General features: G+C 40.1%; 13 protein-coding genes. All 13 read right to left on the bottom strand.

Translation table 11 applies throughout. The annotated features are described in order from the left end of the window. Window positions 1-6 precede the first annotated feature (6 nt). On the bottom strand, window positions 7-3,099 hold the full coding sequence (locus IGJ74_RS05905; RefSeq protein ID WP_430608727.1) for a hypothetical protein: 3,093 nt from the start codon (window positions 3,097-3,099) through the stop codon (window positions 7-9). Window positions 3,100-3,110: 11 nt separating this feature from the next. Then, complete coding sequence (locus IGJ74_RS05900; protein ID WP_430608725.1) at window positions 3,111-5,699, bottom strand: metallophosphoesterase family protein; 2,589 nt, start codon at window positions 5,697-5,699, stop codon at window positions 3,111-3,113. Continuing rightward, window positions 5,696-7,216, bottom strand: coding sequence for a distal tail protein Dit (locus IGJ74_RS05895; RefSeq protein WP_430608724.1), 1,521 nt, complete (start codon window positions 7,214-7,216; stop codon window positions 5,696-5,698). Before IGJ74_RS05895 ends, IGJ74_RS05900 begins: the two co-directional genes overlap by 4 nt. Further along, window positions 7,213-11,538, bottom strand: a complete 4,326-nt coding sequence (locus tag IGJ74_RS05890; RefSeq protein WP_430608723.1) for a phage tail tape measure protein — start codon at window positions 11,536-11,538, stop codon at window positions 7,213-7,215. The genes IGJ74_RS05895 and IGJ74_RS05890 overlap by 4 nt, the downstream gene beginning before the upstream one ends. A 1-nt stretch (window position 11,539) precedes the next feature. Next, window positions 11,540-11,695 (bottom strand): hypothetical protein, encoded by a 156-nt coding sequence (locus IGJ74_RS05885; RefSeq protein WP_185079685.1) that lies wholly within the window; start codon window positions 11,693-11,695, stop codon window positions 11,540-11,542. Between the two features lie 47 nt (window positions 11,696-11,742). Next, a complete protein-coding gene (gene gpG, locus IGJ74_RS05880; protein WP_010749280.1) occupies window positions 11,743-12,120 on the bottom strand; it encodes a phage tail assembly chaperone G in 378 nt (125 codons plus the stop codon). 62 nt (window positions 12,121-12,182) lie between these two features. Next, entirely contained in the window at window positions 12,183-12,794 is a 612-nt protein-coding gene (locus IGJ74_RS05875; RefSeq protein WP_430608722.1) for a phage tail protein, read from the bottom strand. A gap of 32 nt (window positions 12,795-12,826) precedes the next feature. After that, a complete protein-coding gene (locus tag IGJ74_RS05870; protein ID WP_353974072.1) occupies window positions 12,827-13,222 on the bottom strand; it encodes a hypothetical protein in 396 nt (131 codons plus the stop codon). Further along, entirely contained in the window at window positions 13,219-13,617 is a 399-nt protein-coding gene (locus tag IGJ74_RS05865) for a hypothetical protein (RefSeq protein WP_430608721.1), read from the bottom strand. The genes IGJ74_RS05870 and IGJ74_RS05865 overlap by 4 nt, the downstream gene beginning before the upstream one ends. After that, entirely contained in the window at window positions 13,614-13,985 is a 372-nt protein-coding gene (locus tag IGJ74_RS05860) for a phage head-tail adapter protein (RefSeq protein ID WP_269923997.1), read from the bottom strand. Before IGJ74_RS05860 ends, IGJ74_RS05865 begins: the two co-directional genes overlap by 4 nt. Further along, window positions 13,975-14,253, bottom strand: coding sequence for a phage gp6-like head-tail connector protein (locus tag IGJ74_RS05855; protein ID WP_430608720.1), 279 nt, complete (start codon window positions 14,251-14,253; stop codon window positions 13,975-13,977). The genes IGJ74_RS05860 and IGJ74_RS05855 overlap by 11 nt, the downstream gene beginning before the upstream one ends. Before the next feature lie 14 nt (window positions 14,254-14,267). After that, window positions 14,268-14,504: an Ig-like domain-containing protein gene (locus IGJ74_RS05850; protein WP_430608719.1), complete on the bottom strand. Its 237-nt coding sequence runs from the start codon at window positions 14,502-14,504 to the stop codon at window positions 14,268-14,270. A gap of 20 nt (window positions 14,505-14,524) precedes the next feature. Beyond that, complete coding sequence (locus tag IGJ74_RS05845) at window positions 14,525-15,709, bottom strand: phage major capsid protein (protein ID WP_430608718.1); 1,185 nt, start codon at window positions 15,707-15,709, stop codon at window positions 14,525-14,527. Between the last annotated feature and the right edge of the window lies 1 nt (window position 15,710).

Here is a 15,710-nt window from a genome sequence, read left to right as displayed (position 1 = left end):
AACCTCCTAAATATCTGCAGCAGCAAAAGTTCCTGCGATATTGAATATGGACCCTGCAGCACTGCTTACAAATCCATATGCCGATCCTGACCAACCTAGCCTGTAATCTATCGCTATTTCACCATTGATATTAACGGTAACCATAAATATCACGTCGCCATTGCTTTTTTGAGGATACTTACAGGCAGCTGATGGTCTAAATCCAACCGGTAAAATGCCGATAACATAAGAAGTATTTGCGTTTGATAACAAACTATTGTTTTTAAATGCACCAGTTAACTGAACAGTTCTACCTGTTCTTGTTGCAGCCGGATAGTTGGTATTACTCGAACTTGTTGAGTAAGGTGACCATCCAGACGCTGCGGGTATTTCAGTTTTAGGTAAACTATATAAGTCGTTATAAGTTAATGTTCCTCCACGTCCTCCATAGTTCATTGTTAATTCCAGAGCGTTGAACTTTGCAAAACTATTTTCACCATTGCTAGCAACCATAGTTTGAGAAAACTGCACTCCTGTTGGGTCAAGAATTGCTGTACCAGTGTGATCGACGATTCCTATACCTTTATTTCCCTCTTGTCGATATTCAGTGTTCCATCTTCCGTTCTCGATTGTGGTAGTACCGAAACACCAAAGACTTGCATTATTAGGATAAGGTTGATATGAAAATTCGTTGACAAACTTAGAACCATTAATTGTTACCCCCGATATATTCCCAGCAGTGACATTTCCTAGATTTGCAGTGATTGCAGACAATGTAGTAGCTACTATATTATCTGCTGTAAATATATAAAGATTAAACTTGCTGCCATTCCATTGATAGGTAGCGCCGATAATATATCCGCTTGCTCCTGTATTTTGCCAAAGCATACCAACATAGGGATTAGTTGGTACTGTCGATTGACTGATTATACCAGTCGGATCACCTTTTTCACCTTGCTTGGCAACAGTATATGAAGTGTTTGTTGTATTATCCGTGAAAGTTAATACCGTCCTCGTCCACAAGAAGCTTCCAGCAGCAACCGTAGGAATTGATGTGCTCCACCCACTACTAGGCGCTGTTGTACCACTAGTAGAACTAGCAAAATTAATAGTTGTACTTTTAATCCCATTACCTGATGCTCCGGTTGCCCCTGTCGATCCAGTAGCACCTGTTTCCCCTTTTGCTCCCATCTTACCAACTGAATATGCAGTTGAATTTGTATTGTCAGAGTACGTAAGAACAATTTTTGTCCAAAGATACTGGTTTTCAGAAACACTAGGTATTGAAGTACTCCATGTTCCTGTAGGCGGCGTTGTGCCAGATGTACCAGCCTGATAGGTAGTAGAGTTGGACACGATTCCTTTTCCATCAGCTCCGTTTGTTCCGGCTGGACCTGTGGCTCCTTGCTTGTTCTTCACGACAATCATTATTTTTTGAATCGACACAGCTTTGTACACTGCTTGGTATGTTGCCGTTCCAACATCGGCTGATAAAGCAGTAACTGTATAACGACCTGCTGAATTGATTGTGCTAGTCATCCCAGTTTCAGAAACCTTCGAATACGTCACACCAGATGAAACTTTAGTTTGTCCCTCGTAGATAATAAAATCTCCAAGAGCTTTCGTGAAGTCAGTTACTGTGCCAGATGCATTAGCTGGTACTATAATTGAATCATTTGAAAGATACCCACTGATTACTTCTTTTGCATCTTGGCCGTTCGCACCGTCTTCTCCATCCTTACCATCTTGGCCTGACTCGCCTAAAATTCTTTGCCATGTGTATTTGCTAGGATCTTCACTGTCCGTAGGTTCATAATCGGTGTAGGTTCCGGCATACGTAGGGTAGGCGTTGGCAAAGTCGTCTGCTGAACTAGGCGTATAAATCGTAGAGAGAAGTCCTCGTTCAATTTTAACTTGTGCATCAGTAGGATATGATACCCATAGATATTTTGCACTTGTTGGCACCTTAGCGTGTACAACGTTAGCAGTTGGTACATCTCGCGAAATAAATTCATGATTTTCATCGAGCCAGTTATATCTCCAGTAATCTGATCCTGTTTTCTGAAATATTATATTTTCCCCTGGCTCCACTGCGATAGCCTCAAGCATAGTGGATGCACCACTCAGAGAACCTGGGTTAGGATAAAATGAAGTAGTTGTCCCCGGATCAGTTCCTGAACCCGTCAAGCCTTTACCAACCTGCTCACCTTTGCGTACAAGTAAATTTTCTCCCGGATAAGATGTTGTGAATCGATCGGTTCCATCAGCACTCCAAGCATAAGCCCAATGTGTATAAGGTGTTTTTCCATCGGCACCCGGTGTCCCAGGGATTCCTTGATTCCCTTGATCTCCTTTGTCACCAGTCGCTCCATCCTTCACCTTCACAATACTCAATGTATCGCTTAGATTATCCAAAGTTGCGGTGATAGCAATCAGTGTCCAGTTTTTGTTGGTCCACTGTGCACTTGTTAAAGTTCTGGTGTTCCCAGTTCCGCCGAGAGTGATTGCGGTTTGAGCAGTACTTCCAATATAAGGAATAGCAGTGAACATTGCAGTTCCTGTGACGTTTTGAAGCTTTGCCGATATGTTTATCGTCTGTGTCGTCTTAGGCGTATCATCGGCATTAAAAGCCATGTTTTCAGCTGAAGCAGTTAGATAAAGCAGTTTGGCATCCGCTCCATTGGCGCCCATCTTTCCTACAGAATAAGCTTCAGTCTTCGATTCATCTGTATAAACGAGTGTCGTTTTAGTCCAAAGATACTGATTTGCTGATACGGTCGGAATTGTTTCTTGCCATCCACTTGTAGGCGGCTTGTTTCCGCTTGTTCCTACCGCATAGCTGATCGATTTATCTTTGATGCCTAAGCCAGATTCCCCCTCAGCCCCCATCAGAGTTGGAGTTTGTGTTTCCGACGTAGTGTTATCGGTGTATGTTGTGACAACTCTTGTCCAAAGATACTGACCAGCTGGCACATTAGGTCGTGATGCTGACCATGATGTTGGTGGGGTTGTACCACTCGTTGATTGTGCATACGTTGCAACTGGTGTGCCAAGTATCCCTCGGCCATCGTCACCGTTTGCAACTTTCACTAGACTTATTTCATCTTGTACTACGGGCATTATCCCACCTCCTAATAATCAAATGAACGATCCGTGCCTTTCCCGAATCTTACTAAGTCAACATGTCGCGTCTTAGTATTTAAAACTATTACGTCCCATAAGTCTTCTTCAACAACGCCCAGCGGTCTGTCTCCTTGATCTTTTTTCGGTCGACTCACGGAACATCCAATTGAATAATTTACAATCCCGTAAGAATCCTTAGAAATCTTATCTACATGCGTATGACCATGTGCTAAAAAAGCAAGTTTTCCTTTGCGACCTTCGAAGTCGCAAGAAATACTCGCTTTAAAATCAGTATTTTCTGTGTAACTACGGCTATAAACTCCACCAGTAACAAAACAGTTGATAATTCCATCTATCATTTCATAGTTATAAGGATAGTAACTGATTTCACCAAACCGTTTGCCAAAAGGAAAATGTTGAAAGAAGCAGACTGTCATATCGACAGGAGTACTCTTCAAAACTTCATATAACCATGTGATTTGTGGCTGCCGATAACCGGCTACATTGATACCAACATACTTAGCATATCCATCATCATCCAAGATATTGGGAATATCTTGCGGATTAAGAACTATGATTCTTGTTTTTTTAGATGGAACATCATAATAAAAATATCCCATCTTATCATCTTGGTTTTCAACTATATTGAAAATCGTACTTGGTCTTGTCGCAATTTCGTACATCTCATTATTTCTAATAACTTGCTTCATTTTCCCGTGATAGGTCTCAAGGGTTTGCTTAGGTTGATAATTTTTGACTGGTTTTATAATTGAAGTTGTCACATTGTCTCCCCAGGAGTTATTGCAGTGATTTCCCCAAGTTACGAAATATGGTGCGTTCGAAAGCCCCAAAGTACTAACGGCTTCCTTATAATTAGACAAAGCTATATTCTTGTTAGCGGTTGATCCATCGTGAGTATCCCCATTAAGTATCACATAATCAACATCTATAAAATTTGTCAACTCGGCAACGTTCTTAATATGAGTGTTGCTTCTTCCGTAATTCTCTAAATCATCACGTCCGATCGAGTCTGTCGCATAATGCGTGTCTGATATATGAATACCAGTAACCGTGTCTTTGCTCTGTAAACGAATCACTTTTCTCGCTACCTCTCGGAGCCCGTTCAAAAAATATATTGCTTGGACAAAATGATTATCAAAAATTGTCAGGACACAACGTATGCTTGAAACCTCATTAAAATCAGTTCCCGAAACTTGAACAGACGTACCACTATTTGCGAAAGTCTCTTCCCAAGCGCTGTCATGAATTCCATCTTTATCCACCTTGAACCAATGTATATCTTCTACTGGTATTGTAGAGGTAATATCAACACCGTCTTTAAAAATCGTAGCGTTTATAATTGTTGTTTTGTCTTCTCCCTCAATAAAGTTCACTCCATTTTCGGGTATTAGCTTAACTAGATAAATACTATTAGGCTTGTTCATTCGTTTTTGCTGGGCTAGAAGATCACTACTAATTAAGCTTTGCAATAATTGATAATTTCCAATCGTGGCCTTATTTTCAGACTGATTGCTTCGATGTATTTCCTTGTTTAAAACTCTGGCTTTTATGCGTAAAGGAGGGTTATATTCTTCATCTACAAATGTCAGCCAGTCACCAATTTCAAAGTCTCCATCATTAAAAAGCATATCAACTTCTGCAGAAAATGTTGGCTGACTACGTTCTTCAAGAATTCCTCTCAGTTCATTGTAGTTGTCAATTTGTGAATCGCCAGAGCTTTCGTGTCGACCGACGATAAATCCACTAAATCTTTCAACAGAAGTATTCCCTCTTCCGTAAAGAGCATTCGCTTCACGATCATAGACAACAGACTCTCCTACTCGAGTAAAAAATCTACCATCACCTATAGATAGCTCATTGAACCCCTGATTGGTATCCTCAATAGCAGTGATAATATTGTCAATGTCAACTGATTTATTCATCGAAATAACATCTACACCCGAATATAATACCTTATCGGTTTTATCTGATCCTAATTTGTAGTGTATGTTGACCAATTTACGCAACACCTGCATATTTTGAAAATCAACTGTAAAGGTCATTTCACAATTGAATGCTTCGCAAACCCTCTGTAAGCGTGCTAGTGGCGTTTCATCTGTACTGGTGTCTACTAATCGTTTAATATCATTTCCAAGCTCATTCAAACCAATAGCCCATCCTGTATCAAACAGCTCCCGATTGACATAGTACTCAACATATTGTGGATTGCTACTAGTGAATATGGTTGCTGATCCGTTTCGAAGTTCTGTTCCTATATCAACGCATGAAATTGGTCTTGTAATTTCATCTTCTGTTTCCAATGCTCTCACATACAGGCATATTGCCTTCCCACGATCATCTTGAAATACTACATAATTTGCTTCTTTGATAAGGGATGTTTCATACGGACTATTGGGATCATACTCGTTTATTTTTGGACCTGTTTGTTTTTTTATATCCATCGTCAGCGTGTTGAGTAAGGTTCCGTTAGTTAGACTTATAGTCTGGATATCATCTTCGACTACAATCCCTTCTGTTGCTTCTGTATCAATCAGAGTTAAGTGATTGAATTGCCTATCCAAAAAATGATAAATCATAAATAACGCTCCCTTATCTCAAGATTGCCTGTGAAAGTTCCATCAGATATTGCTACAACTTCCGTGGCTCCTTTTTGTGCATTGAATATTTGACTACCTCCTAAAACTCGATAACTGTCATCACGCATACCATTGATATATACACGATTACTTAATCCGTCTACAAACAAAGTATCTCCTTCATAGAAAGTTTTTGGAATTGGTTGGTCACTTAAACCATTCAACTTTGTAATAGTTGTATGTGTCAAAGCCATATCCATAGCTCGGTCATTCTTCCATTGAGAAAAAAACGCTTGTATAGAATTTGCTGATAGCATAGCAACCGTTGCGTTGGACCAGTTCTTAGTAACTGACCAAGATTCTTTCCATGTTCCATTAACGTCTAGCAGCCTTGCTAAATGAAATGTAAACCTATTGTTTTCTTTAGTCATTTTCAAACTGCCAAAAAAACCACCATTCTTAGTTAACACAGACGATGGTAATTTGCCTTCGAAGAATCGATAATCCCCTACAAAGAAACTGTATTTTACTTCATCAGCTTTCATGTTATTATCTTTAATTTCAAACCCCATAACAAAGTTTCCGTCGGCATCCATATAGTTTATTTCCATTAATCCTTGGCAAGATGCTCTTTGGGAACCAAATCCAGTAGGTTTGAATTGTAATCTATGAAGGACGTCAAAATTCCCCAAATCCGAGTTTAATAATCTAGTTAAAGTTGGTCCATGCCAATATCCCGGCTTAGAAACATCTATACTCCCAAAACTCGAAGGATATACAGAAGATTGACTGGCATCGAACTTCAATGTTCCCATAATTTTAGAAGTGTTATCTCCACTATCCGGAAATCTCCACCGTGGTCTTCCAACATTTGTTGACCAACCTGAACTGCTCCCCATTCCATCATTTAAAACTTTTTCAGACGTTATAACATCTTCATCATCTTCAGAGAAAGATGTCCCTAATTGAATTATGTTATCAGATGATACAAAGCCGATTGAATTAGCATCACTAGTAAATGTGACATTGATATCTATCGGCGTCTTGTAAGTTCCATCGTTTTGGATATTAGTTAACACTCCTTCGCCAGTAGTTATTAAAGGAAATTTTTTTGAATCAATAGCATGTGCCAATCCATCTTCACATAAAAACTTCAGCTCTCCAAACGCTTCTCCTTTGTTATCAAGAGATCGCTTCCAGCTTGATTCTCCTGTTAACTCAACTAACCAGTATCTGTCAGGTTCATCTGAGAACCAAAGTCGCTGCCTTTCTTCAGCGAATAACACATTTGCCAAATCATCCTTTGTCTGTCTAAAGTTTCCACTCAAGGCATACAATGGCAAAGTAATTATTCTATGGGTCAATCTCTTATTAGTTGCACGAGATCCATTTGCTCGTGCCATCTGAACCAGATCATGTTGCACTTCAGGAAAGAGACCACGATCTGGCTCATCGGTTAAATCAAAGTAATCTGACAAACTGACATCATTTAATTTAATCTCTAAATCGCTAATCATATTGTTCTCCTTCCTGCTTTGATATCATTTAGTTTTTGTTGATTTGTTTGTCTGGTTTCAATAGATTTCATTACGTTTCGTCCATCGAGAATTAGCTGCATATTTCTCAAGTCATCACCGAACTTTGACATGATATTAATCAACATCTCAAATTGTTCTGAGTAATCTTGTGTACGGAAATTAATTGAACTTGATTCGGTTGAAGGAGCTAGGTTCCTTAGATTTCTAACTAGAGAAGAATCTTCCGGAATACCCACGCCGTCAGCATACTTTGGAATTCCCAAACGACGCATAATCGATTTGGTGATACTAGCTCGAGCAACTTTCGTTCCTGCAGGAGCATTTGGAATATACACATTCCGACCTTGAGGTATAAATGGAGCCTGACCAGGGAACTGAACCAACTCTTTGTATAATGGTCCTGATTGATCATTTACGATCATATCTCCGCCCGGGTGGTAATTTGTTCCTTTGGCATTTGGAATAGCTGTCTGTCCTGTTCTTCTCCCACGATATTCAACATCGATAACAACATTTTTGCTATATACTTGAGCGATTTCGTTCTTAGCTTGTGTAACCTGTGAATAGTCTGCTGTTGCATGTAAATGTTTCGCACCAACGCCAGTAGCATTGTAATCATTGATTTTGCTCTTAGAGTTTGCCAATATGCTATTTACATTTGTATTGTCTCCCAATAATCTTTTCAGTTCTGGAGAAACACTGTTATATGTTTCTAGCATTTTCTTAGATTGACTAACCGTTAAGGTTGCTGGATCTTCTGCTATCAATCTTTTAACTTCTGGATCTAGTGCGTTATACTCGTTTAATGAAGTTTTCGAAAAGCTTAGTGCATTTAAGAGATCATAATTTTCAGCATTCAAATTTTTAATCTGGGGTTGAAATTGCTCCCACATTCCCAAATTAAGCATTGTTTCTGCCATGACTTCAGGAGTATTAGAGTAAAGGAATGCTTTTTTCTCATCAAATGACATTTCTGCCCATTTTCCCGAGTCTTCTAATGCTTTGTACATTGTTATTGAGAATTCGTCCTGTAGTACTGCTTTTTTATCGGACCAAGCCATACCGTCCCACCAACCATTGGCAATTGCAGCTTCACCGATAACGTCTTTTGCATTACTATCTAAGTCGGCATCATGGACTACTAGCTTCAAATTATTCCACGTTAGGGAATCTTTAGTAGCTTCTGTAACGATCTCTGCAACATTGGATTTAACTTCTCCAGTCTTTTCATCAAAAACTAAATCATTCCAAGTTTGAGCTGCTTTCTTACCAGCCTTACTTGATTCTGATGCAGTCCAAGAGATTTTTTCCGCATTCTTTTCTGCATTTGATGCCAATTCTCTTGATAAGTCAGAAGCGCTCTTTAGGATTTTTTCGTTTTCTGCAATTGCACTATCAGCATAATCACCCATACTTGAAATTAGTTGCCCGTTTGCAAGAGAGACCTCATTTTGTAATTCAGGATATTTTTTAAGAATCGTTTCCATTTGAGAATCAAAACCTTTTACAGTCGTTGAATTTATCTCATCCCAAGCCGCCAGAAATTTCTTAGCGAACTCACCATCTAAGTTGTATCCCAAATCTTGTAGGTACTTTTCTTTTTCTTGTCTACTTAAAGTTGCATTTTGCTGGGCTATCTGCCTTTGCTTACCTAAAGATTGCAACCACAATTTCGCTTCTTCCTCTGTTGCATTTGCTACATCTGCGTTCATGGCTGCAAGTATTTTTTTCTTCTCGTTTGCAGAAACATCTAAAGTTTCAACATATGCTTGAGTTGTATTTTTCGCCAGATCTTGAATAATTTTTGCTTCAGATACACTAATCTCTCGATTGCTATTACTAGCTGCTTTCTTTATCTCTGTGATTCTTGCGGTATTCTCTTGAACTGTTTGTAATGCAGATTCCGCCTTAACTTTTTCGTCTTCTACCATTTCACTGACAGAAGAATTAACAGATTCAGGAAGTTCTTTTATTAATTTATCCAAGCCCTCGACTTTCTTCACGAGGCTGTCTTCAATGGTCTGACCTATTTTCTCAAAATTTGAGATCATAGAGTCAGAGTTAGTGGCAAATCCATCTGCCATTAAACCGAATTGTCCTGATGCTTTTTGCGTATTATCCTGCACTTTTGTTAAGGTGCCATCAACGGCTTCTCCAACATCAGTTCCCCAACGTTGGACACGTTGACTAGAATTCCAAGCTTCTTCACCGAATAATTTCCATGCACCATACCCGACTGCAAGCGCACCACCAACACCAACGATACCAAGAATAAGAGGTCCTAATGGCCCAAGTGCCGCTGTCATTGCTCCTATACCACCAGAACCTGCAGCGCCACTGGCTGCCGCGCCAAACTTCGTCATTGTACCTGATCCACCAGATAGAGTTTTTAGAAAGTCATTCGCAGAAATATCCCCATCAACAAATGATTTTTTTACCTCATCAATGGTTTTTTTCTTAGCCATGCTTGCGCTCAAATCAATGAACGATTTTCCGAGACTTCCAATGCCACCACTCAATTTACCAGTTATTGATAGTAATGGACCTGCTGCAGCTGTTGCTGCCAGCAATTTAACAATCATTTGTTGGGTTTTAGGGTCAGCTTCACTAAAGGCAGTTGCAAGTTTTCCTAGTTGCTCAACAAGAGGCTTGCTAGATTCTAAGCCATCTCTTAATGCATCAACAAACGGACCGCCCAAATCAATCGCAGCGTTAACTGCTTCGTTTCTCAGCATCTTAAGTTTGGATTCTGTTGTCTCGTAACGCTTACCAGCTTCTTCAGCAAGAGCGGTGTTTTCTCCGAACGCTTCGTTCCCCATTTCTACAGCACCGGCGAAAACTCCACTAGCATTGGCCGCACGAAGCAAACTGTCTCTCAGTCGAACTTCTGTAATTCCCATGCTATCTAAAACACTAATTGCAGACGATCCCTGTTCTTCGGCTTTTCCAAGACCTTCGACAAACTTCATGATTGCTTCAGAAGGATTAGATTTGAACATATCTGAGAATTTATCACTCGTCATCCCGGCAACATCGGCAAACTGTTCTAAGCTTGTTTTTGAATTATCAGCTTCTTTGTACATCTTTTTGAGTTCAGCAGATGTAAGGCCCATTTCCTTGGATACGCCAGTTAATTCTTTTCCACCATTTCGAACGGCAGAAACAAGTCGCTCCCATGATACCCCTTGATCATCCGCATGAGATTTCAGTTCTTCAAAAGCGCCTGTTCCTTTCTCAACAGCTAACTGCATGTTGATCATCACTTTAGAAAATGCTGATCCCCCAGCTTCTGCTTCTACACCAACAGAACTTAAAGCGGCCGCAAAACCTAGGATATCCCCTTCGGACATACCAATTTGAGCACCGGCACCAGCTAACCGTAATGCCATCGCTGATATTTCAGATTCAGTTGTTGCAAAGTTATTACCTAGATCTACCAACGCAGAGCCAAGGTTACTAAATTTGTCTTGTGACATTTGAGTAATATTAGCAAAACGAGCCAGTTCAGTAGCAGCTGTTTCAGCGCTCATGTTTGTTGACTCGCCCAAATCAATCATTACCTTGGTAAATGCAGAAACATTTTCTGTTTGAATTCCCAATTGCCCTGCAGCTTCAGCAACGGCTGCAATCTCACTATGAGTTGAAGGTAATTCATTCGCTAGATTTCTCAAACTAGCTTCAAGATCATCATAGGAATAAACAACGTTGCCATTGCTATCCACCACTTCATCAGATGTTTTCTTTACACCAGCGAAAGCTGATTCCCAACTAATAGCAGCAGCGGTCACGGCAGTCACACCAGCCGCAATGGGTACTGTTAACCCTTTAGTCAAACTAGACCCTATATCACCTAATCTTTTTCCATTGGTTACTAAAACATCGCTTGCTTTATTGATTGAACCAGTTAAACCTTCGTTTCTGACTTGATAATCAGCAATCGCTCCTGCGGTATTTTGTAACTGTAGTTTATAGTTTGCCAGTTTACCGTTAGCATCTTGTAACTGATTAGCTAGCCGCTTAGTGGAGTCTGTAGCTTTACCATCAACAAATGAACCATCATAGGCTTTCTTGAGGGCGGTCACTTGATTTTCTTGTGCTTTTATAATCTGTGTTAAACCATCGTATCGAGTGCCTAATTTGCCAAGTTTGTTCCCTGCCAAGTCAGCAACTTTCATATTTGCTTGCATTTCTTTTGCTAGGTATTGTACTTGCTTTTTAGAATTAGCAACGCCTTTCCCAAAATCAGCATCATCCAAACCTAGCTTTATGACCATATTTCCTAATGGAGTTGCACCAGCCAAATCATCCGCCCCCTTTCACTAAATCAGCCAACGGCTTAATTTCTTTGCGTTTTTTGTTTTTCTTTCCTTTTGGCGTTTGTTTAAACATAATTTCATAAAGGTACAGCGTATCTGTATTTAGAACGTCATTGATCGTCCAACTGGGATAAATCTTCAATATAGATCTCACAACATCTAGCTGTAGCTCATGATGATCGGACGGACTTATTTTCCGTCCTTTTTTCCTTTTGGGTCTTTCTTATCTGTTGGATCTGATTCTTCCACGTCTTTTTCGTAACCTAAGACACGGTACATAATGATTTCCATGATCAAATCTCTGTCCCATGCATCGATACCATCTAAAAGGACAGTTCCGGTTAAATCTTTATCATCAAACAAGCCGGCTACAAACTCAGCACGGAATTCAGTAAGCACTCTGGCTGGAGGAGCAATATCATTGCCTTCGTCATCCTTCTTGAAAAGTTTTGCTTCACCATCCGTGTAATCTAAAGCTTTTGAATACGGTACGTGGCTTTGTGTGAAGGTCTTTCTTGTTCCATTGATCATTAGATCCAATCTGATTTCTTTTCCAATTTCTGACATGTATAATTCCTCCTATTAATCAAAAATAAAAAGGCTAGTCCGAAGACTAACCTTTCCCTTCATTATTCACCGCCACCACTTGGAGGAGTAACAGGCTCACCAAGTACAGCAGTTTTCATTTTCGCAACTGATTCTTCTCCAAAAGCACGCAATACTTTTACCGTCTTTTCATTTGTGTCAATTTTGACTTTCCGAGAGATTGCGTTGTAAACATACTCGCCCGCTTCTGGTGTAAAATCTTCATCGTTTTTAGTGGCCAATGAAAAACCATCACGGTTAAACGAACCGGCTACCATAGCAAACGCTACTGGTTCGCCATATAAATCCTCCGCTTCAGCTACAGCTGCCATATACGGAGGCTCTGTTTCATCACCAAAGCCGTCGATACCTTCTGCCATTTTGATCAATCCTAAGATTTCTTGCTCAACTTCTACAGGTACATCTAGCAAACCAAAATTTGCAGCTACTGACCCGGTTCCTTTTCTAGCCAAGTAGTATTCAACGTTACCAGCAAATACTTTCACTGCTTCTTTGGATAGACCTGTTAAGTCGAAGGCAGTTGGTCCACCTTCTTTTTGTTTACCTTCTAATACGTGAATTTCCGCTGCTGTATCTGGTTCCAATGCTGTGGTTAGTTTTCGAACCGATAATTTATCAAAACCATAAGTTTCCATTTGTAAATTCCTCCTAATAAAATAGACACCGATTAATAATCAGTGTCATGAATTTGTGTGTTTTTTCTATACCGCCTTGCATCCACAAAGCGCTTTGTTTCCGAGAAATATTCGTCAAGCCCACCGTTTAACTGAACATAACCGAATTTCCACATCGCAGCTTTCACTGCTTTAGCAATTTCTTTCGTCAAAATCCTTGATTGAGTTTCAACGTTAATTTGATAACTGAACGTTTGAGACATCTCTTTGTTGGCAGCATAATAAGCACTAGTCGGCGGTCCAAGTGGTGTATCGATGATAATAAAAGGTTTGGTCGAATCGAAGCTTTCAGGTACTTCATAGAATTTGATGTTCTTTGCAGTCACCTCTTTTGCAATCGTAGGATCAGCAGATAAAACATTGTAGACTTCCATCATCATATCTTTCATCGTGCTAACTCCTCCAATTCTGACCGCATCTCTTCAAATGCAGATCCTTCTGTTTTATCAACCACACCTTGTAATTTTCCCATCCCTCTAGGGCTAATGTACTTGCCGAACCGAGTATATCCAAACTCACTTAAATGGACTAAGCGCCATCTTGAACCTTGACCCCAACCAGCTTCGATCGTTTTAGGCGGTCCATTTTTCACTCCGGAAACAATTACTGTGTCATGCGTTTCACCAGTATCCATGTAACTGGATACCGCCTCTTGCACATCTTGTTGCAATTTTTTCCCATAGTTTCTAAGCGACTTATTCACGATCCGGTTTGTTCTTGCTGGACCTAGCTTGGCTTCGAGATTCTTTAGTATCTCGTCCACACCTTTAACTGAAACGCTCATGAGGTCACCCCCAAGATGATTTTAAGAAAATCGTTATTCTCAACATCTGGCGCAAAATCTACAATATCCCACACATCATCTTTGTATCGGAAATCATCCAAGACTACTTTATGCGCATTGTTTGGCAAATAATCTGTGAATGGATCTCGAATCTTAATTGTGACAGCTTTTTTTGTTCCTTTGCCGCTAAGGATATCTCTATCCTTAGAAGAAGGATTGTAGACTAAGCAAGTGCAGTAATATAATTCCTTGTTTTCTTGTTCACCTGGTTCAGGTCCATCGTTTGGTTTTACTTCAAAAAAAGTAACCGGCGTATTCAAATCACCGGCTACAATTTCAGGTCTTTCATATTTTGTTTTAATCGGCAACTTGATCACCTACCAAGTCAATTGAAGCATCCATGATCATCACTTGGAAATTGTCATAAAAGTATTCGAGTGCCTCGTTTCTTAAATAACGAGTACGCTCATAGACCAATTCTTTGCCCTTTTCATACCTCGTAGGATCGAACTCTCCGATGATCGATTTGATATCGCCAAACCCACTTTCCAGTTGCTTGCCGATATCTACGTCTTCCGAGGAATGAAAAATACGAAAGCGAGATTTGTATTCATCAATAAAACTCTGCTCATTCATTTACTGTCACCTCCCTATTCTGCAGTGACAGTCACTTCACACTCCGTAGTCAATCCGTTAGCTGTTGTTGCTGTGATCTTAACCGTTCCTGCGCTGACAGCTGTAACTTTGCCTTGTTTTGGCGTAACAGTAGCTATTGCAGCATCTGAGCTTGTAAACGTCACTGATTTGTCAGTAGCCGTTTCTGGGTCAACAGTAGCAGTCAAAGTTTCGGTTCCCCCGACAACAAGAGAGACAGTGGTTCTATTCAACGTCACTCCTGTGGGGGAAATTACTCCCCCGAGCCACCGTCAACATCTGCAGGGATAGCAATATCATATACTTGAGCTGCATCGTTGTTTGTTGGTTGTCCGTTACCCAACATATCAATCGCATACAAAGTTGCACGTTTCATTGCAAAGGTTTCTTTGTAAACTGCAATTTTTTCAGGACGAGATTGAGTGGCATCATATTCGCCGTCAATAAATGCAATTAATTTATTTTCAGGAACATCTAAGGATTCGATGATATGATCTTGCGAAATGAATGGCAAGTTCGATACAAAAACGCCGTTAGCGTTTTGGGTTGTAACTCGAGCCACAATATCGTAATAATTAACAGGGTTTACAATCAAGTACACTTTACCTGAAACCTTACGATATTTAGTCTCGCCGTCAGTATCGTTGTCACCAATACGATGTGTGTATTTTGAAGCAGTCTTCAGTACCTTAGCAAATTCTTTTACCATAGTAGCAGAATCCTTGAAAGTCAAAGTACCAGCCGATGCTTTATCAGGATATACACCTCCAGTAACAGCTCCATCCAAATCTTTCAAAAGACCAATCGGCTCGTTATTACCTGTACCAGTGACAATCTTCACTTCCCAGATGTCAGAAACAGCTTCACGTAAAGATAACTGTACATACCGATTGATCCAACGAGGCCCTAAGTCTAATGTATCATTAGAAATTAGCATAAAAGCAGTCAATGCAAGTTGCGTGTATTCTGTCGAGTCGAATTCCGCATCAAGTTGTCCTTCTAAATCTTTGTGTAATGGTCCAAACACCGCCACACCTTTACGACGAGAACGAATGACCTTGACTTTTCCAACGGTTGATTGGAAATTGATTAAGCGCAACAAAGGATGATCTTTTTCCAAGTCTTCGAATACTTTTTCAAAGATTGTTTCTGGCCATACTAAATCTTTGTCAAATCCGCCAGCTTTTGAAACTTCATTATAGAATTTCGTTTCTTCGGCAGTCAGAGTAGGAATCCCACGAGCTTCTAAGACGCGATTATCTGTTACATTTTTCAATTCTTCGTACTCAGCACGTACTTGTGCACCCGCATCTTCTGCAATGGCTGTGACATACGCTTCTAAAGCATTGTTTACTTGTTCAGGTGTTGCATCTTCTTTTGCAGAAATAGCGTTAAAGACTTTCTTCGCATCTGCAGTTTTATCTGTAATTTCTAACATA

It is taken from the genome of Enterococcus sp. AZ009 (assembly GCF_050548785.1).
In the GTDB taxonomy this organism is placed as follows: domain Bacteria; phylum Bacillota; class Bacilli; order Lactobacillales; family Enterococcaceae; genus Enterococcus_D; species Enterococcus_D entomosocium.
Note: the sequence above shows the minus strand (reverse complement) of the source record. Positions and strands in the feature narration are given on the sequence as shown.